Below are 18,262 nucleotides of genomic sequence, written 5' to 3'. Positions count from 1 at the left end.
GATGCTGGAGCGATATGAACGCCTGGGTCCGCCGCCCGATGAGGCGCTGGCGAGACTGATGAAGATGCGCGAAGGCTTGGGCATCACGCGGATCGCCGACATTACCGGGCTCGACCAACTCGGCATCCCGGTCGTGCAAGTGACAAGACCTTTCTCGCTCTCCAACGCGGTCGCGCAAGGGAAGGGCGCCACCCTGGCGCAAGCCGCGATATCGGCCATGCTGGAATCGGCCGAGAGCTTCTTTGCGGAGCAGGTGGCGAATTTCGACACAGTCGTCGGCCGCGCCGATCTGTTGGGCATCCCGCCCGATCGTTTCGAAAGGCATCTCCAGGGTGGCACCGCGCCCGGATGGCGCGGCAGGGAGACGGCGTGGGTAGCCGCGGACAATCTTCTTACCGGCAGCCGCGACCTAGTCCCTTTCGAGCTCGTGCACACCGCCTATGTGTTGCCTTCACTGCCCCATGACGGCATTTTCGCGGCATCGACGAGCGGTTTGGCCGCGGGCTTCGAGGAGCCCGATGCCATCGTTCATGGCATGCTTGAATGCATCGAACGCGACGCGATCGCCACGGCATACCGGACCCACGGGTTTTTCCACCGTCAACGCATCGATACCGAGACGATCGATGATCCGTCGCTCCGCGATCTCTTGGAAACCTTGGCGGCCAAGAACGTGCTGGTCGGCCTTTGGCAAGCTTTGTCGCCGTTGGGTATACCGGTGGTGTGGTGCCATTTGCTGGAGGGCGAACCGACGGAAATGGTCCTTTTGGATCATCCGGCTGATGGTTCGGCTGCCGGTTTCAGTCCCGCCGGCGCCGCGGCGCACGCCATCCACGAAGCGGCCCAGGCCCGTCTGGCGGCGATCTCGGGCGCGCGCGACGACCTGACGCGTGCGTTCTATCGGAAATACCCGGATCGGCGGATGATCGCAGCGCATCGCCGGCTCCTCCGCGATGGCCCGCGCAGCGTGGATTTCCGCGCGCTCGCCGAGCAGAAATTCAACACGGCGTCGGACGGGCTGTCGGTCCTCTTGGCAATTCTCGAAGAGAGAGGGTTCGATGCGGTTCACCTAATCCGGGTGGGAACGAAACCGCTCGACGCCCTGTCGGTTGTCAGGATCGTCATCCCCGCCTTGCAGCCGCTCTTGCAGGGGTAGAGACCATGCGCCCGAAAGTCGTCTTCACCGGCCCTACCGTGTCCCATGCCGATGCGTTGAAGGTCGTCGACGCGGTATGCCTTCCCCCGGCCGTGCAAGGTTCGATCGTTTTGGCCGTGCAGCATTTCGACCCGAGTGCGATCCTTGTAATAGACGGCGGTTTTCAGGCCGAGCCGGCGGTTCGGCACAAGGAAATCCTGTGGGCCCTCAGCCGCGGCATTCATGTCGTCGGCGCGGCCAGCATGGGTGCCCTTCGAGCAGCCGAGCTGTTCCCTCATATGCAAGGCGTCGGGCTTATCTACCGATGGTATCGCCGCTTCGCCTTTGCACCCGACGACGCGGTAGCGGTATTGCACGGACCAGCCGAGGTGAATTTCGCTCAATTGACGCATGCGCTGATTGACCTACGCCGGACCGTTCGCGCCGCTTGCCGGCGCGGCGTGATTTCACCCGAACAGCAGGCGAGGCTCGAGGGGGCGGCGCAGGCCGTCAACTTTCGCGAGCGCACCCTGGCACGGATGGTCCGGGATGCGCACGACGGCAAGGACGACGTCGAGAATTTGTGCAGGGAACTCGGCGCGGCTTTCGTCCAGCAAAAAAAGCAAGATGCCCTGCGGGCACTCGAACTTTTGCGGGAGCAAGCATTTGAAAAAGCACACCCCATGCCGGAATTGCAGCTAACCTCGGCCTTCTCCAAGGATATGGATGATGCGGGGCTGGCGCTATAGGCCCTGGCCTCTTGGCGGTCGATGATTTACGTGACGTAAGCGCCGTGATACGGTCATAGGCTCAGAGGGGGCCAAGCAATTGGACGCGGTCGATCGTGTCGTTGCGCAAGATCCCGCGTTGGGAACGCGGTTCCTGGTCTACGCGCAGGTCCCTCACCTTTCGGGTTACGGAACACCTGAGACAGTATGGATTTCTACTCCACCGGATCTGATCCGCCCCGGTCCGGAAGATCACCGCATCTACGTTCGCGATCCGCTCCTTGACAAAGAGCCTTACGACTACCCTTATCTGCCACCCTTTGCCGGCGAAATCTTTCCGCCCGCGGAGGCTGGCTTTGACGGCCATTTCGATCAGCTTTCCTTGACATCGAGGCAGTTCCTTTCCGCGCACGCTTTCGCCTCGGTCAGCCGCGTGCTGGACATCTGGGAAAGCTACCTCGGCAAACCGATTGTCTGGTATTTTGCCGAGACGTACGAGCGGCTCGAAATCATTCCGTTCGTTGACTGGGAGAATGCGCAATCGGGTTATGGCTATCTGGAACTCGGCCGAGAGCGCGGCATCGACGGAGGCAACTATCCCTATGCGCTCAACTTTGACGTGATCGCACATGAGGTCGGCCACGCAATCTTGTTTTCGCTGTTTGGGACACCAGCCGGCGGCCTGACTCAAGGCGATTTCGGGCCGTTCCACGAAGCCAGCTCGGATCTGGTCTCGCTCTTGTCCTTCCTGAATTTCGACAGCGGCATGGACCGGCTGCTGCGGCACTGCGATGGCAACCTGCTTGTTCTCAATGAATTGAACCGGATTGCCGAACTGACTGGCGATCGGCAGATCCGCCTCGCCAGCAACGCACGCCGCATGTCGGAGGTGACGGCGGAAATCCATGACAGGTCACGGCCGTTCACGGGAGCTGTGTTCGACACGATCGTCGACGTCTACCACGCGGCATTAGTGCACGAGGGGTTGGCCGACGAGCGGCTGCTGGGGATCGATATCAGGGATGTCGACCAGTCCGACATGCAGCGCATCTCGGATTTCACGTCCCGCGCCTTCCGCGCTCGGCCCTTCATGTTCAAGAGCATGCTGATCAGAGCAAGGGACGAGGTGGCTCTCGCACTTGCTCAGGCATGGCCACGCCTCGATGCGGATGACCTGTCGTTCGAAAAGGCCGCGGCGTTGGTGGTGGACGCCAGCGATCGCGTCGCGCCGATGCTCGCGGAAAAATTCGATGAGAACTTCAGCTGGCGGGAGATCTTGTGAACTGAAGGATGCAGCAAAAAGGAGCGAGGAAAATGAGCGACGACTATCACCGACCGACACTAACGTTTCCATCAGGCGCTTACAACGCAACACAGGTCAGGCTCTATGGCTTGGGGGCGGAAATTGGACTCAGCATGCCCGGTGCGCCAGCACCCTTTGGGGACACCGGCATGTATGTCGAAACCGCGCCTGGGGAACCCATCACCGACGAGCAACATGTCAAAGCACTTGAAGTGTTGGAAAAATACAACAGCAACAAAGGCCGCCACGATATAATGAATGGAAATATTCCATTTCCACCAATACCAATCAGAGTCTCCTATCATTTCAAGATCGACCTGAAGAATTTTGGCACTGCAGTCATTTCAACGGCAGGAAGTACCTTCCTGTTCGGATCATCTCCAGAGCAGAAAACATCGTGCGGGATAATTGTCGGTTATGCGTATGAGGGACATACTTACGATTTGCCAAAGCCCAAGATAATGATCATCCCGGCGTTTCCGGAGCCCAAGATTCCGGCGGACGATTCGGAATTTGACGCCAAGGAACCTGAAGGCTACGCGGTTTGGCTCGTAGATAAGCTCGACGAATGCGTGGAGTTGGAGATGAACCAAGGCTTCATCGAACAGCTCGTTCTTGACGCCAACATGCCGGGGAAGCGCTCACCAACAATGTACGCTTCCAAGATGACGATGGGCCACCGCAGCGGAAAGCTCAACGACTAGTCTCTCATGTTCCCTGTCAAGGTTCAAGGCAACAAGGCTCGCCTGCTTGGCAGGTTTGCCATGCAGTCGGATCGGCTGAAACTGCACAGGGCTGGGCGTGGAACTCAGAGACGACGGTTGATCAGACTCTCATCCGCGGGTTGGATACCGGCCTTCGGTGCCTTCGTCTCGGGGCTGTCGTCGGTCTAGAGGGCGGGCGTCGGGCGCGTCGGCTCGGCTACATAACTGGCGACGGGAGTTCCGCACCTTGGCCCTACCTCCAGGATCGTCGAAGAAATCGACACCAGTGATTATCGATGTTTGCGCGGTTGTACACAGGCCAAGTTTCCGGGGGAAAGTAGCGGTATCCGAGCGCAACGCAATGCTTGTCGTTGTCACCGCCGGCCGAGATCATCGAATGCTGTCGACACGAACGCGCTTCATCACATCGATATGCGAGAGGCCCTCGGCGTCCTTGGCGTGTCCGGCAAACGGCATTTTAGCTGTCGCGCGAGTCAACGAGTGTGTCTGCTTTCCGAATGCTACCGCCCGAAACCGGACAGGCAGGAAGCGGCCCCCAAGCTGCCGATCGGCAACGCGCCCAAGAGCGGCCGTTGAGGGGATCTTTGCTCCGGCCCGATAGCAGACCTTGCTGGCGACCACCTTGAAATCGCAGTTGCGCCAACACCTGACATTGCTGTTAGAATACCGGAAGGTTGCGATCAAGCCCGCGCTGGCCCTTTGTAGAAGTGCAACGTGAAGATTCCGATTACCAAACCGTTCTATTGTGAAAAAATGTCGAGATTCCGGCTGCCGATCTACCTCGCTGCGAATGGGAGGACAGATCGATTGATTGTCGGTCGACCTAGTATTTCTACTTTCATTCTGCCTATGGTTCGCATCTCGACCTAGTGGGCAGCGCTGCGACCGAGGGCTAGGACCTGCATGCGGCAATCACACGGCAAACTCGAAGCTAGGATTGGGCATCTCACGCGGGAGCTCAACGAAGCGCTCGAACGCGAGACGGCGACCGGCGAGCTGCTTCGCGTCATCGCCTCGTCGCCAACCGACATCAAGCCGGTCCTGGACGCCGTGGCGGCGAGCGCCGCCCGTCTTTGCGACGCCTATGACGTAATCATCCGGCTCAAGAAGAACGACATGCTCCATCTCGGTGCGCATTCGGGCCCGATTGCGGTCGATGAGGCGCCGTGGCCACTGGAGCGAGACCGGGTAATGGCGCGATCGGTGATCGATGTGAGGACCGTGCAGGTCGAAGACCTGTCCGAGGCTGGGACCGAATTCGCGGCAGGACCGGAAAAGGCCATTCAGTACGGCTTTCGCACCATTCTGGCGACACCTCTCGTGGGGGATGGAAGAGCGATCGGTGCGATTAGCCTGCGGCGAAGAGAGGTGAGACCGTTCAGCGACAGGCAGATCGAGCTTCTGAAGACCTTCGCCGACCAGGCCGTGATCGCCATCTCGAACGTGCGGCTGTTCGAAGAAGTGCAGGCACGGACGGCCGAACTGACCGAAGCGCTTGCTCAGCAGACTGCGACCGCCGACGTGCTCAAGGTCATCAGCCGGTCGGCCTTCGACCTTGAACCCGTATTGCAGACGCTACTCGATTCGGCGATCCGCCTGGCAGGCTGTGATATGGGCTCGATCTCACTGCGCGATGGCGATTGGCTACGGGTCATGACCGGGACCGGTTGGACAGATGAACTTCGCGCTTATGAAAAGAGCCATCCACACCCGATCGGGCGTGGGACATTTCAAGGTCGAGCGGCCCTCGAAGCGGCAGCCGTCCATGTGCCCGATGTGTCCAAGGATATGGAATACAATAGGCCGGAAGCGGCGAGCATGGGCCATTTCCGCGCGGCCCTTTCGGTCCCCCTCAAGCGAGGCCAAGACGTGATCGGCGTCTTCGGTATGGCGAGACGGACCGTTGGGCCGTTCTCACAACGCCAGATCGAACTGGTGGAGACCTTCGCCGATCAAGCTGCCATCGCCATCGCGAACGTGCGCCTGTTCGAGGAGGTGCAGGCGCGCAATCGCGAAGTAACCGAGGCGCTGGAGCGGGAGACTGCGACGGGCTCCATCCTGCGCGTCATCGCCGCGTCACCGACCGACATCCAGCCGGTCCTTGACGCCGTCGCCGAAAGCGCCGCGCGCCTCTGCGACGCCTATGACGCGACGATCTACCTGCGACGCGCCGGTCGGCTGGCGGTGGGAGCCCATCACGGGCCGATCCCCGTCGACGACACCGGCCTGCCGGTCGCCCGGGGCGTGGTCACCGGCCGCGCGGTGCTCGATCGCGCGCCGGTGCATGTCCTAGATCTGCAGGAGGCCGGCAGGGAGTTTCCGGTCGGAGCCGAGTTTGCTCGACGGCTCGGATTCCGCGCGATCCTTGCGGCTCCGCTCCTGCGCGAGGAGGACGTCATCGGAGCGATAATGATCCGGCGCGCCGAGGCAAGGCCATTCACCGACAAGCAGCTCGAACTGCTGAAGACTTTCGCCGACCAAGCCGTCATCGCGATTGAGAACGTCCGCTTGTTCGAGGAAGTGCAGCAGCGGACGCGGGAGGCTACCGAGGCGCTAGAGTACCAGACAGCGACCAGCGATGTGCTTGGCGTCATCAGCCGCTCGCCCACTGATGTGCAGCCGGTGTTCAACATGATAGCGCAAAGTGCCGCCCGTCTTTGCGAAGCGCAGTTCTGCTTCGTCTACAGATATGATGGCGAGCTCCTGCATTTTGTGGCGCATCACGGCATCACCGAAGAAAGCGTTCATATCGTACGTAACACCTTCCCCGTGGCACCTACTCGCGGCAGCGCCGCCGAACGGGCGATCCTCTATCTTGACGTGGCGCAGATCCCGGACCTCACCTTGGACAGTGAATTCACGCACCGCGCCGCAGCGGCTTTTTCGGGCCTGCGCAGTGCTGTCGCGGTGCCGATGCTGCGTGACGGCCTTCCCATCGGTTGCATAGCAGTTGGGCGTGCTGAGACGGGCGTTCTTGCCTCCAAGCAAGTAGAACTTCTGAAGACCTTCGCCGATCAAGCCGTCATCGCCATCGAGAATGTCCGCCTTTTCGACGAGGTGCAGGCGCGCACCGAGGACCTGTCGCGCTCGCTGGACGACCTGCGCAAGGCCCAAGATCGACTCGTGCAGACCGAAAAGCTCGCCTCGCTCGGCCAGCTGACCGCGGGAATCGCTCACGAGATCAAGAACCCGCTCAACTTCGTCAACAACTTTTCCTCGCTGTCCGGCGACCTTATCGTGGAGCTGCGCGAGGCGCTGCAAGGCGCGGCGCTTGACGACAAGACCCGCTCGGAGATCGACGAATTATCGGACATGCTGAAGGGCAATCTCGACAAGGTAGTACAGCACGGCAAGCGTGCCGACTCGATCGTTAGGAACATGCTGCTCCATTCGCGCTCGGGCTCGGGCGAGCACCGGCCGATCGACATCAATGCGGTCGTGGAGGAGAGCTTGAACCTCGCCTATCATGGCGCCCGCGCCGAGGGGAATGGCTTCAATATCATGCTGGAAAGGAATTTCGACCCAGGCGCCGGCAAGATCGATCTCTTTCCGCAGGAGATCACCCGAGTGCTGTTGAACCTGATCTCCAACGGCTTTTACGCGACAACGAAACGGCGTGCGGCCAATGGCGAAACCGGCTACGAGCCGGTCCTGGCGGCATCGACGAAGAACCTGGGCGATGCGGTCGAGATCAGGATCCGCGACAACGGCACCGGCATCCCGCCGGAGGTGAAGGAAAAGATGTTCAACCCGTTCTTCACCACCAAGCCGGCGGGCGAGGGAACGGGGCTCGGCCTATCGCTAAGCCACGACATCGTCGTGAAACAGCACGCAGGGACCATAGAGGTCGACACCGAGCTGGGTTCCTTCACCGAATTCCGCATCGTTTTGCCGCGTGGCGCCGCGACGCTCGCCAAAGCTGGAGGAAGCGCTTGAGTCTGCTCATCCTGATCGTCGACGACGAACCCGACATCGAGGTGCTTTTCCGGCAGCAGTTCCGGCGCGACCTGAGAGCCGGGCGCTTCGACATGGCATTCGCGCTTTCGGCGCCGCACGCTCTCAAAGTGATCGAGGCGGCCGAAAGTGCCTCGCTGATCCTCATCCTATCGGACATCAACATGCCGGGCATGAGCGGCCTCGAGCTCCTGCCGAAAGCGAAGGCGTTGCGTCCCGATGTGCCCGTGATCATGATCACCGCCTATGGCGACCCCGAGACCAAGCGGAAGGCGCTCGAAAACGGCGCCGAGGCCCTGTTGACGAAGCCCCTCGATTTCGTCGCGCTGCGCTGCGAGATCGACGCCCGGGTTGGGCTCGCGGCGTGACGGCGCTGATCCTCGTCGTCGACGACGAGCCGGACTTGGAGCCGCTCGTCCTGCAAAAGTTCCGCCGCCAGATCCGCGACGGCGCCGTGAGCTTTATCTTTGCCCGCGACGGCGTCGAGGCGCTGGACGTGATCGCCGCCAATCCCGGCATCGAAATGGTCGTTGCCGACATCAACATGCCGCGCATGGACGGGCTGTCGCTGCTTGCGAAGCTCCAGGACGCCGAGGAGCGTTTGTCGACCATCATCGTGTCGGCCTACGGCGACATGGCCAACATCCGCATGGCAATGAACCGCGGAGCCTATGATTTCCTTATAAAACCGATCGATTTCGCCGACTTGGAGACGACTATCGCCAAGACGCTGAGGCACCTTGCCCTTCTGCGCGACGCGCGGGGCAAGCAAGTGGCGGCCGAGCGCGCGCACGCCTCGCTGTCGCGCTATTTTTCGCCCAACCTCGCCGAGCGGCTCGCCAGCGACGCTGGAGAGCTTGCCTGGCAGCGACGCGAGGTGGCGTCGCTGTTCACTGACATCGCCGGCTTCACTGCGCTGGCGGAAACGCTCGACCCGGCGGTACTGGGCGAACTCCTTAACGTGTACCTCGCCGGCATGACCAACATCGTTTTCCACCACGAGGGCACGGTGGCCAAGATCGTCGGGGACGCACTGCATGTGCTCTTCGGCGCGCCGGGCGAGCAGCCCGACCATGCCGCCCGCGCCGTCGCCTGCGCGCTTGACCTCGACGACTTTTCGGAAGACTTCCGCGCCGGCTGGCGCGCCAGGGGCGTGGCGCTCGGCCCCACCCGTATCGGCGCCCACGCCGGGCCGGCGATCGTCGGCAATTTCGGCGGCGCCCGCTTCTTTGACTACGCTGCCTATGGAGACACGATCAACATCGCGGCGCGGCTGGAAGCCGCCAACAAACAACTAGGCACTCGTATTTGCGTGAGCGAGAGCGTCGCGAGGCAAGTTATGAATTTCCGAGGGCGGCCGGTGGGTGACCTCGTGTTGAGAGGACGAACGGAGTCGCTACGCGCTTACGAGCCAATAAGGCCTGAGCAATGCGACGAGCTCGCGACGAAGGATTACCTCGCGGCCTTCGCTAAGCTGGAAGCCGGCGACCCTAGTGCGGTCACCTCGTTCGCTGCTGAAGTAGGCAGGCGCGCAGGGGACCAGCTTGCGAGCTTCCATTTGAAGCGATTGCTGAACGGGGCAACGGGTCCGCGGATCAACATGGATTGATCGATTCGATGTTCAATGCCCGCTTCCTCTCCCTTCTATTTCTGAGGCTCGTTCCCGATTCTTCAATACGTGGACGGCACCGGCGGGCGCGCCGATCGTAGGATGGCGCGCACCTGTAACATCCTTGGCCATCGACGCATCTTCGATCGAATAACCGATCAAATAGACGGTGTAAGGTAATGTTGCGGAGATAAGCGACGGCTTCGGGTTCTTCAGCTCGTCCGACTTGGGTGAAATTCGGGCGGCCGCCCCTTCAGGCGAATATCTGCCTTTCCATCTTGGCTGCGCAAAGCGGCCTGGCAGCCTTCGGCCCCAAGGCTGCCTGTCAGCTGCCGGCCCCGTGCCCGCCTGGGCGCGCTGCCGTGCGAAATAGTTGAGCGCAACATCGCGCCGCTGGCGTTCCGACAAAATCTCGAGCCCTCTCCGCGGACAGCGCGTCGCGATACTCTGTGGCGCGGCGATCGCGTTCGTATCTGCCGTACCCGCCCACGGTAGCGGATAAGACAGCTCGCCGGCTCCTGTGCGCATGACGCGTCCAGACACTGCTGGGAGCGCGGCGCCCCCAGATGGTCCGAAACATGAGCGAAAGGTATTTCAGCCGGCCTGGTTGCGCCGGTCGAGATTATTGCCCGAAGGCGGTGACACCTGCGTTCGATGTTCAACCGACTCCGGTGGAAAAACGTAGTATCAGCTTTAGCGGGCGCAAGCGGGCCGGTAGGTTTGCAGAGCGGATAGTGAGGATCAGACCCCTGGGTCCGCGTGCATGCGATGTCGTTCAGAGGCTCTTGCGACCTGCTTTGGCGAGCCTCGCTGCGATCGAGCTATTGTCGGTGGTAAACGCCACTCGCCGCGATGAGGCGCACCAGCTCCGCCTGCCGCCGTGTTTCCGTCTTTTCGAACACGTGCTGCAGGTGGGTGCGCGCCCTGGTCAAGCTGATGCCGAGCTCGTCGGCGACCGCCTGAAGCCCTTCGCCACGGGTGATCGCGGTGGCCACGGCCGCCTCGGCCGGGGTCAGCCCGTAGAGATCGCGCAACTGGGCCTGCATGATCCGCGGTGCTCTGTCCGGATCGGCCACGAACACGATCGCGGCTGGGCGGCCGGGCACGAACCATGTCGACTCGATTTTTGAGCGGCGCAACCAGCACGCTCAGCGGTCGACGCGGCAGCGGGCGCGCGAGCGCCATGACGCCCCCCGAGGCGTCTAACCGCTCTGCGGCCGTGGCAATCAACCGGCGAAATTGCGCGGCATCCGCTTGCTTATTTGCGCGCAGCGCCGATTTCTCGATCCTGATTCCATCGGCTTCGGTGAGCAGCGCTTCGGCCGCCCGGTTGGCGAACAGGATTTCGCTATTCGCCGCCACGATCTGCACGCCCTGGGCGACGCGGTCGAGCGCCTCGACATTGGCACTCCTGGCGATCTCCGAACGCGAGAGGCGCAATCCCACGCTCGCCGCTCGAACCAGATGCGGCCCGACGCGGCGCAGCCGGTCGAGATGTTCGGGCTCGAACTCGCCGGCTGTCCTGGAGCGCCCGCAGGTGAAAACGACGCGCATGTCCCGTTCGTTGGCCAGCACGACCCCGATCGGGTGGCACATGTCGCCGGGCCGGCAGAAGTCGTTATAGAACTCGGAGCGCTGGTAGACTTCGCGCGGCAGGAGGTCCCACACCGGAATCAACGCGCCGGCGCGCAGCCTGGCGATGCGCGGCAGGAACACATTGGTCTTGTAGTAATACTGCGCGTAGGTGAGGTCCGCCTCCGGCGGCATGCGCACCGAACTCGCTTCGCTGCGCAATGTCCTTGCGTTCTGGAACGTCAGCTTGGTAGCGGCGCCTTCGAGGAAATCCGACAGCGTCTCGAGAACCTGCGGCCAGCGGCCGGGTTCGACCGCCGCATCGTAGATCTGTCCGACCATGCCGTCGAAGTCGTGCATGCGTGCCGGTTTCACCGCTCCCTCACCTGACGGGATATGCAGTCTGCCGGAAGCCGGCTTTGCTGACAACCATTCTCCCCGCATCTCATATGTTCATACGAGGCGACCGCCCGAGGTCAGCGTGTAGCTATCGTGACGCCATCAAGCTTCACTCCAACCACATGTGGCGAAGATGCAAACGCGGGCAGCACCTGGTACTCAGACCGATTGGAACGGTACGCACTACGAAACGCTCCTGACGGCGCGCGAGACCGGCGGCAAGCTCGGGGCATTTGCATCCAATGCTGGTCCGGGCGACGGACCGCCACGCCACCGCCATTTCGAGGCCGACGAAATCTTCGTCATTCTCCAAGGACGGCTGCGCTTCTGGCGCGCCGGGGAAACTTCCGAACGCAGCGCCGGAGAAATATTCCACATTCCCGCTGGCGTTGAGCACGCGTTCGTCGTCGTCGAGCCTGCGCAATGGATCGCCATCCTGTCCCCGGGAGGTCTCGAAGGCTTTTTCCCGGCGGTTGCCGGGCAGGGACTGGAGATTCCGCGAGATCTGGCCGCTATCAAGGCGATCGCGGCCCAGTTCGACATGGAGATTACCGGGCCACCCTTCACGATCGCTGGGCCATAGCCGCACTGGGCGTGTCGCCGCATTTGGCTTCATCGGATCGAATGGTATGATGGTCGGACCGACCGAGTTCGGGAATGTCGATGGTCGGCTGAGATGATCCACGAAGCTGCCACCAAAAAGGGGCGATGATCATGGAAGCAGCGCCGCGTTCACAGGTTGCTGACCACTACGCACGAGGCACGCTGATCGCAGACATCCGTGATGGTCTTGCCGCCATGGGGAAAACCGAAAGCACGGTCATGGCCGAGGACCTTTCGCCGGTGGACGAGTTTCATATTGGCGGCCGCGCCGCCACGGGAGAGTTGGCAGGGCAACTTGCGCTTACGACAGAGGATCGAGTGCTCGACATCGGCTGCGGCCTCGGCGGACCGGCCAGACAAATTGCTGCGCACTACGGCTGCCAGGTGACTGGCATCGATCTTACTCGCGACTACATTGACGCCGGCAATGTCCTTTCCAGTTGGCTCCATCTCGAGGAGCTCGTCTCGTTGCAGCAAGGCGATGCGTTGGGGTTGCCCTTCCCAGATGGATCGTTCACCGCCGCTTAGAACATTGCCGACAAGGGCGCACTGTTTTCGGAGGTTGCGCGGGTGCTTCGCGCGGGTGCGCGTTTTGGTGTCTTCGACGTCATGCGCGCCGGGGCGGGCGAGCTGGCTTATCCGCTGCCATGGGCGAGTACGGCAGATACGAACGCGATCGCCGCGCCAGAGCAGTACCGTGACACGCTTTCCGCGGCGGGGTTCGAGATTTTGTCAGAGCGCCAGCGGCGCGATGTTGCGCTTGACTATTTCGGGCGGCAGCGCGCCCAGGCGACTACAGGGCGAGCAGTACTGGGCGTCCAGACACTCATGGGAGCGCGGCGCCCCCAGATGGTCAAAAACATGAGCGAAAGTATTTCAGCCGGCATGATCGCGCCGGTCGAGATTATTGCCCGAAGGCGGTGATGGATCGTTGGCTCTGGCCGCTTCGGGTCAGAGGAGCCCTGCCCGGGCAACGTCCAGTAGGAGGTCACTTCGGTCAACTTGCGCACCATGCGCTTGACGAACTCGGACGGCCTCAACGGCGACCGGCGGCAGTCAAGCTGCGCCGAGTTCCGCCTCTGGCAAAACAACCTTGGGTTCCTTGGGTTGTATCCTGCTCTATGCAAGCTTTTGTTTTTTGAGATAATTTTTTAGGACAATGACCTGCCACTGAAGTTTCATCCAACGGCGATTAGAGCCTCGACCGTTTCTGTTACGCCGTGGGGCGCGGGTTGAGCAACCGGCGAAGACGCGGAGCCTTCCATCAGCACAGCATCGGAGCCGGTTGCGGTGATGACCTCGGCATAGGCCGCCGGGGTCTGGTAGCCGAGCGAGGAATGCGGCCTCGCGGTGTTGAAGTCCTCCCGCCATTCGGCGATGGCGCTGCGGGCGTGGTCGAGGCCGAAGAACAGGCTCTCGTTCAAGAGCTCGTCGCGCATGCGACCGTTGAAGGATTCGACATAACCGTTCTGCATCGGCTTGCCCGGCGCGATGTAGTGCCATTCGATCCCGTGGTCCTTCGACTATGCAAGGATGGCGTTCGAGGTGAACTCGGTGCCGTGGTCGGAGACGATCATGCCGGGCTTGCCGCGCTGGGCGATCAGTTCCGTCAGCTCGCGAGCAACCCGGCGGCCGGAGATCGACGTGTCCGGAATCGCGGCCAGGCATTCGCGCGTTACGTCGTCGACGATGTTGAGCACACGGAAGCGCCGGCCGCAGGCGAACTGGTCATGGACGAAATCCAGCGACCAGCGCGCATTCGGCTTTGCCTCTACCAGGATCGGCGCCCGCGTGCCGACCGCTCGCCGTCTTGCCCGGCGCTTGCGCACCGTCAGACCTTCCTCGCGATAGAGACGGTAGATACGGTTGACCCCAGACGCCTCGCCCTCGCGCCTGAGCAGGATGAACAGCCGCCGGTAGCCGAAGCGTCGGCGCTCGTTCGCGAGATCGCGCAGGCGAGCGCGACCTGGTCATCACGGCCGCGGGCGGCCTCCCGGGCGAGGTCATGAAGAACTGGCGCGTCAAGTCGCCCAATACGTTCGACTGTGAATTCGGCTTCTCGTGCATGGGTTACGAGATTGCCGCCGGCTGGGGCGCCGCGCTGGCGGATCCCACGCGAACCCCGATCGTGATGATCGGTGACGGCACTTACATGATGATGAACTCAGACATTTATTCCACGGTCCTGTCGGGCCATAAGATGGTGGTGATCGTCTGCGACAATGGCGGCTACGCCGTCATCAATCGTCTCCAGAATGCCAAGGGCGCGGCGTCCTTCAACAACCTGATCAAGGATTGCCGTGTCAAGGAGCCGTTCAGCGTCGATTTTGTGAAGCACGCCGAATCGATGGGCGCGCTCACCCGGCGTGTCGACAGCCTCGCGGACCTCTCGCAAGCCGTCGATTGGGCGCTCGGAACGGACCGGACGACGGTCATCACGCTGGTGTCCGATGGTTTCACCTGGACACCAGGCGACGCCTGGTGGGACGTGGGTGTGCCCGAGGTAAGCGCCAGGCCGCAGGTGCGGGAAGCGCATGCGGAACAGGCTCAAGCTCGCAGGAAGCAGCGCGTAGGCGTCTGACTTCATCGCAAAACATCCCTCTCTTCCAACTCACGCTCGTGCTGCCGCATTGGCAACGACAAACACCGAATAGAGCGACTGCCGCGCAGTGATGAACAGGCGGTTGCGCTTGGCGCCGCCGAAGGTGAGGTTCGCCACCGTCTCCGGAATGCGGATCTTGCCGATCAGCGTGCCGTCGGGATCGAAGCAGTGGATGCCGTCGCCGGCTCCCGCCCACACACGCCCGGCCGTATCCACCCTGAACCCGTCGAACAGGCCAGCGCTGCAGGTGACGAAAACGCCGAGTTCCCCGAGCGTCGCACCTTCGACGGCGAACTTGCGGATGTGCCGCGGCCCGTCCTTCTGGTGCGTGATGCCGGTGTCGCCGACATAGAGGATGGCCTCGTCCGGCGAGAAGGCGAGACCGTTTGGCTTGGCCATCGTCGAGACGACGCGCGCCACCTCGCCCGTTAGGGGGTCGGCGCGGTAGACGTGGCAGCCCTCGATCTCCTGCTCGGAGCGGTCGCCCTCATAGTCGGTCGCGATGCCATAGGGCGGATCGGAAAACCACACAGTGCCGTCCGATCGCACCACCACGTCGTTTGGCGAGTTCAGCCGCTTGCCTTCGAAACGGTCGGCGATCACCGTGATCGATCCGTCATGCTCGGTGCGGGTGACGCGTCGCGCGCGATGCTCGCAGGTGACCAGCCGCCCTTCCGTGTCGACTGTGTTGCCGTTGGCGTTGCTGGAGGGCGCACGAAACACCGAGACCACGCCGTTGGTATCGTCGTATCGCATGATGCGGTCGTTCGGGATGTCCGAGAAAACCAGATACCGCCCGGCCGCGAACCATGCCGGACCTTCCAGCCAGCGCCCGCCCGTCCACAGCCGCTCGACCGCCACATGGCCGACGAAACAGCTCTCGAACCGCTCGTCGAGAACCTCGAAGCCAGTGCCCTCTATGTCTCCGAACATGCCTCATCCTCCGCGAAACCGGAGCTATCGATAGCCTTCGGGGCGAGCCATTTTCAAGACTTGACCTGCAAAAATGTTAGCGATAACATCGCTGCCAGTTCAGATCCGTCTGTTTGGCTTGGGAGGGCCATGGATGCGGCCCAAGCTCATAGAATTCATCGACATCTCCAAGCGCTTCGGGGGCACGCTGGCGTTGAAGTCGGTCTCGCTCGACATCCACGAGGGTGAGATCGTTGCGCTGCTCGGCGAGAACGGCGCCGGCAAATCGACTCTCATCAAGACGCTGGCCGGCATCTACAAGCGCGACCAGGGCGCGATCCGCTTTCGCGGCGAGGACTATCATCACCGCCCGCCTCGCCCCAACCTGCCGCAGAAGGTCGCCTTCATCCATCAGGATCTCGGCCTCATCGAATGGATGACGGTGGCCGAGAATGTCGGCATGGCGCAGGGTTTCTCGCGCCGCTCGGGCCTGATCGACTGGCGCGACACCGAGCGTCGTGCCGAGAGCGCCCTGGCCCTGGTCGGCTGCGCCTTCGATCCGGCGACGCGCGTCCAGGATCTTTCGCGCACCGAGAAATCGCTGGTTGCCATCGCCCGCGCGCTCGCTACCGAAGCCGACGTGCTGGTACTCGACGAGCCGACGGCAAGCTTGCCCGCGGATGAGGTCGAACGCCTGTTCCACGCACTGCGACCGTTGCGCGAGCGCGGCGTCGGCATGATCTATGTCTCGCACCGCCTGGATGAAGTGTTCCGCATCGCCGATCGGGTCGCCGTCATGCGGGACGGCCGCATGGTGGCGGTCAAGCCGGTCGCCGAGACGACGCCGCAGGAACTGGTCGATCTCATCGTCGGCCGCCCGGCGCACCAGATGTTCGCCAAGTCGCGCTGGCAGGACGGACCCGAGCGGCTGAAGGTCGAGGATTTGCGCTGCGGCAATGTCGGACCGGTCCACTTCGAGGCGCGGTCTGGCGAACTTCTGGGACTGGTTGGCCTGCGTGGTGCTGGACAGGAGGCCGTCGGCCGCGCGCTGTTCGGCGCCGAGCCTTTCGACGGCACTGTATTACTCGACGGCAAACGCCTCGGCCTGTCTTCGGTCGGAGCGGCCCTTGCCGCCGGTGTCGGCTTGATTGCGCGCGACCGCACCGAGGAGTCGGTAGCGCTGTCGCTGTCCGTGCGCGAAAACATGTATCTCAACCCGTCCGCCGTCGGCCGCGGGCTTTTCTCCTTCATGACGCCGGCGCGGGAAAGCGAACTGACGCAGGAGCTCGGTACCCGGCTCGGGCTGCGGCCGAACGATCCGCATCTGCCGATCGAGGCGCTTTCTGGCGGCAATCAGCAGAAGGTGGTCGTCGGCCGCTGGCTGGCGACGGGTCGCAAGCTGCTGATCGCCGAGGATCCGACGGCCGGCGTCGATGTCGGCGCCAAGGCCGAAATCTATCGGCTGATCGCGGCAGCTGTCGAAGCCGGGCTGGCGGTCGTCGTCGTTTCCACCGATTTCGAGGAAGTAGCGCATATCTGCCATCGCGCGCTCGTCTTCTCGCACAACCGCATCGTGCGCGAACTGGCCGGCGATGCCTTGACGACGGCGGCGCTTATCCATGCCGCCTCCGTGTCCGAAGCCGCCTGAGGAGTATCCATGAACTCGATCAAATCGACTGCGCTGGAGCCGACCCGCTCGGAACTCTCCGGGCTCAGCTTTGGCCAGAGGGCGGCGCGCTACCTGCCGGTCTACGGCCTGCCGATCCTGACGCTGCTGCTCATCCTGCTGTTCTCGCTGCTCCTGCCGCGCACCTTCCCGACGCTGCTCAATTTGCGTTCCATCGTCTCCGACAAGGCGATCATCGCCTTGCTGTCGCTGGCGGCGATGATCCCCATGGCTTCGGGCCGCATCGACCTGACGGTCGGCTACGGCATCGTGCTCTGGCATATCCTGGCCATCAGCCTGCAGACCGCCTTCGGCATCCCCTGGCCGATCGCGGTGCTGATCGTCCTGCTGCTCGGCGTCGTCACCGGCTTCATCAACGGCCTGCTGGTCGAGGTGGCACGCATCGATTCCTTCATCGCCACGCTCGGCACCGGCACCGTGCTCTATGCACTCGCCATGTGGTACACGGGCGGCCGGCAGGTCGTCGGCGTGCTTCCCGAAGGCTTCCTCGCCCTCAACGGGACGATGCTGTTCGGCCTGCCGATCACTGGCTACTACGTGATCGTCCTGGCACTGGTGATGTGGCTTGTGCTCGAATACATGCCGATCGGCCGCTACCTCTACGCCATCGGTGCCAATCCCAAGGCTGCAGCGCTCAACGGCATACCGGTGCAGAAATTCGTCATGGGCGCCTTCGTCGCTTCCGGCGCGCTGACGGCGCTTGGCGGCGTGCTGCTCGCCTCCAAGCTCCGCATCGGCCAGGCCAGCGTCGGCCTTGAATATCTATTGCCGGCGCTGGTCGGCGCCTTCCTGGGATCGACCACCATCAAACCCGGCCGCGTCAATGTCTGGGGCACGATCATCGGCGTCGTCATCCTCGCCGCCGGCATTTCCGGCATCCAGCAGTTCGGCGGCTCGTTCTGGGTCGAGCCGCTGTTCAACGGCGTCACCCTGCTCGTCGCCATCGGCATTGCCGGCTACGCGCAGCGCCGTCGCGGCGCGGTCGTGCCGCCTCCACCCAGCCACCAGCCAACCAACAAAGACAAATGACAAT

Annotated in this window: 17 protein-coding genes and 1 pseudogene; 14 read left to right on the top strand and 4 right to left on the bottom strand. The window is 62.6% G+C overall.

The window, feature by feature from the left end; translation table 11 throughout:
- Window position 1: 1 nt before the first annotated feature.
- From LB557_RS04735 to LB557_RS04705, 7 genes are all read left to right on the top strand, one after another.
- On the top strand, window positions 2-1,156 hold the full coding sequence (locus LB557_RS04735) for a YcaO-like family protein (protein ID WP_224642352.1): 1,155 nt from the start codon (window positions 2-4) through the stop codon (window positions 1,154-1,156).
- Window positions 1,157-1,161: 5 nt separating this feature from the next.
- On the top strand, window positions 1,162-1,884 hold the full coding sequence (locus tag LB557_RS04730; protein ID WP_224642351.1) for a TfuA-like protein: 723 nt from the start codon (window positions 1,162-1,164) through the stop codon (window positions 1,882-1,884).
- Between the two features lie 79 nt (window positions 1,885-1,963).
- The gene (locus tag LB557_RS04725) at window positions 1,964-3,145 is read left to right on the top strand and encodes a hypothetical protein (protein ID WP_224642350.1); all 1,182 of its coding nucleotides are present in this window, start codon (window positions 1,964-1,966) and stop codon (window positions 3,143-3,145) included.
- A 32-nt stretch (window positions 3,146-3,177) separates the two neighbouring features.
- Window positions 3,178-3,870, top strand: a complete 693-nt coding sequence (locus LB557_RS04720) for a hypothetical protein (protein WP_224642349.1) — start codon at window positions 3,178-3,180, stop codon at window positions 3,868-3,870.
- Window positions 3,871-4,794: 924 nt separating this feature from the next.
- Window positions 4,795-7,827: a GAF domain-containing protein gene (locus tag LB557_RS04715; RefSeq protein ID WP_224642348.1), complete on the top strand. Its 3,033-nt coding sequence runs from the start codon at window positions 4,795-4,797 to the stop codon at window positions 7,825-7,827.
- Window positions 7,824-8,213 carry a response regulator gene (locus tag LB557_RS04710; protein WP_224642347.1) on the top strand — a complete coding sequence of 130 codons (390 nt, stop codon included), beginning with the start codon at window positions 7,824-7,826 and terminating at the stop codon, window positions 8,211-8,213. Before LB557_RS04715 ends, LB557_RS04710 begins: the two co-directional genes overlap by 4 nt.
- The gene (locus LB557_RS04705; protein ID WP_224642346.1) at window positions 8,210-9,454 is read left to right on the top strand and encodes an adenylate/guanylate cyclase domain-containing protein; all 1,245 of its coding nucleotides are present in this window, start codon (window positions 8,210-8,212) and stop codon (window positions 9,452-9,454) included. Before LB557_RS04710 ends, LB557_RS04705 begins: the two co-directional genes overlap by 4 nt.
- 12 nt (window positions 9,455-9,466) lie before the next feature.
- Here the strand turns inward: LB557_RS04705 and LB557_RS04700 are convergent, their stop codons facing one another.
- Complete coding sequence (locus LB557_RS04700; RefSeq protein ID WP_224642345.1) at window positions 9,467-9,982, bottom strand: hypothetical protein; 516 nt, start codon at window positions 9,980-9,982, stop codon at window positions 9,467-9,469.
- Between the two features lie 293 nt (window positions 9,983-10,275).
- Window positions 10,276-10,500 carry a LuxR C-terminal-related transcriptional regulator gene (locus tag LB557_RS04695; protein WP_224642386.1) on the bottom strand — a complete coding sequence of 75 codons (225 nt, stop codon included), beginning with the start codon at window positions 10,498-10,500 and terminating at the stop codon, window positions 10,276-10,278.
- 193 nt (window positions 10,501-10,693) lie between these two features.
- Here LB557_RS04695 and LB557_RS04690 point away from each other — a divergent pair, with 193 nt between their 5' ends.
- The 4 genes from LB557_RS04690 to LB557_RS04675 all read left to right on the top strand — a co-directional run bounded on the left by LB557_RS04690 (window position 10,694) and on the right by LB557_RS04675 (window position 12,952).
- Window positions 10,694-11,416, top strand: coding sequence for a hypothetical protein (locus tag LB557_RS04690; RefSeq protein WP_224642344.1), 723 nt, complete (start codon window positions 10,694-10,696; stop codon window positions 11,414-11,416).
- A 142-nt stretch (window positions 11,417-11,558) separates the two neighbouring features.
- Entirely contained in the window at window positions 11,559-12,008 is a 450-nt protein-coding gene (locus LB557_RS04685) for a cupin domain-containing protein (RefSeq protein ID WP_224642343.1), read from the top strand.
- Between the two features lie 131 nt (window positions 12,009-12,139).
- A complete protein-coding gene (locus LB557_RS04680; RefSeq protein ID WP_224642342.1) occupies window positions 12,140-12,556 on the top strand; it encodes a methyltransferase domain-containing protein in 417 nt (138 codons plus the stop codon).
- A gap of 42 nt (window positions 12,557-12,598) precedes the next feature.
- Window positions 12,599-12,952 carry a hypothetical protein gene (locus LB557_RS04675; RefSeq protein WP_224642341.1) on the top strand — a complete coding sequence of 118 codons (354 nt, stop codon included), beginning with the start codon at window positions 12,599-12,601 and terminating at the stop codon, window positions 12,950-12,952.
- A gap of 254 nt (window positions 12,953-13,206) precedes the next feature.
- On the opposite strand, the pseudogene LB557_RS04670 reads toward LB557_RS04675, so the two are convergent.
- Window positions 13,207-13,992: pseudogene (locus tag LB557_RS04670) on the bottom strand (IS3 family transposase); the annotation flags it as partial.
- Between the two features lie 2 nt (window positions 13,993-13,994).
- On the opposite strand from LB557_RS04670, the gene LB557_RS04665 reads away from it, so the two are divergent.
- Window positions 13,995-14,609, top strand: a complete 615-nt coding sequence (locus tag LB557_RS04665; RefSeq protein WP_411970528.1) for a thiamine pyrophosphate-dependent enzyme — start codon at window positions 13,995-13,997, stop codon at window positions 14,607-14,609.
- Between the two features lie 30 nt (window positions 14,610-14,639).
- On the opposite strand, the gene LB557_RS04660 is transcribed toward LB557_RS04665, so the two are convergent.
- Window positions 14,640-15,563: an SMP-30/gluconolactonase/LRE family protein gene (locus LB557_RS04660; RefSeq protein WP_224642340.1), complete on the bottom strand. Its 924-nt coding sequence runs from the start codon at window positions 15,561-15,563 to the stop codon at window positions 14,640-14,642.
- A gap of 133 nt (window positions 15,564-15,696) precedes the next feature.
- On the opposite strand from LB557_RS04660, the gene LB557_RS04655 reads away from it, so the two are divergent.
- Both LB557_RS04655 and LB557_RS04650 read left to right on the top strand, forming a co-directional pair.
- A complete protein-coding gene (locus tag LB557_RS04655; RefSeq protein ID WP_224642339.1) occupies window positions 15,697-17,190 on the top strand; it encodes a sugar ABC transporter ATP-binding protein in 1,494 nt (497 codons plus the stop codon).
- A gap of 9 nt (window positions 17,191-17,199) precedes the next feature.
- On the top strand, window positions 17,200-18,258 hold the full coding sequence (locus LB557_RS04650) for an ABC transporter permease (protein ID WP_224642338.1): 1,059 nt from the start codon (window positions 17,200-17,202) through the stop codon (window positions 18,256-18,258).
- The last annotated feature ends 4 nt before the right edge of the window (window positions 18,259-18,262 follow it).

Origin of the sequence: Mesorhizobium sp. BR115XR7A, assembly GCF_020165315.1 — a bacterium.
Taxonomy (GTDB): Bacteria; Pseudomonadota; Alphaproteobacteria; order Rhizobiales; family Rhizobiaceae; genus Mesorhizobium; species Mesorhizobium australicum.
This window is presented reverse-complemented; position numbering and strand designations above follow the sequence as displayed.

What these genes read in the sequence shown, in the direction of transcription:
- LB557_RS04715 (WP_224642348.1), top strand. Translation starts at nt 4,795, where the DNA reads ATGCGGCAATCACACGGCAAACTCGAAGCTAGGATTGGGCATCTCACG.
- LB557_RS04650 (WP_224642338.1), top strand. Translation starts at nt 17,200, where the DNA reads ATGAACTCGATCAAATCGACTGCGCTGGAGCCGACCCGCTCGGAACTC.
- LB557_RS04735 (WP_224642352.1), top strand. Translation starts at nt 2, where the DNA reads ATGCTGGAGCGATATGAACGCCTGGGTCCGCCGCCCGATGAGGCGCTG.
- LB557_RS04680 (WP_224642342.1), top strand. Translation starts at nt 12,140, where the DNA reads ATGGAAGCAGCGCCGCGTTCACAGGTTGCTGACCACTACGCACGAGGC.
- LB557_RS04720 (WP_224642349.1), top strand. Translation starts at nt 3,178, where the DNA reads ATGAGCGACGACTATCACCGACCGACACTAACGTTTCCATCAGGCGCT.
- LB557_RS04730 (WP_224642351.1), top strand. Translation starts at nt 1,162, where the DNA reads ATGCGCCCGAAAGTCGTCTTCACCGGCCCTACCGTGTCCCATGCCGAT.
- LB557_RS04700 (WP_224642345.1), bottom strand. Translation starts at nt 9,982, where the DNA reads ATGCGCACAGGAGCCGGCGAGCTGTCTTATCCGCTACCGTGGGCGGGT.
- LB557_RS04655 (WP_224642339.1), top strand. Translation starts at nt 15,697, where the DNA reads ATGCGGCCCAAGCTCATAGAATTCATCGACATCTCCAAGCGCTTCGGG.
- LB557_RS04695 (WP_224642386.1), bottom strand. Translation starts at nt 10,500, where the DNA reads ATGCAGGCCCAGTTGCGCGATCTCTACGGGCTGACCCCGGCCGAGGCG.
- LB557_RS04660 (WP_224642340.1), bottom strand. Translation starts at nt 15,563, where the DNA reads ATGTTCGGAGACATAGAGGGCACTGGCTTCGAGGTTCTCGACGAGCGG.
- LB557_RS04685 (WP_224642343.1), top strand. Translation starts at nt 11,559, where the DNA reads ATGCAAACGCGGGCAGCACCTGGTACTCAGACCGATTGGAACGGTACG.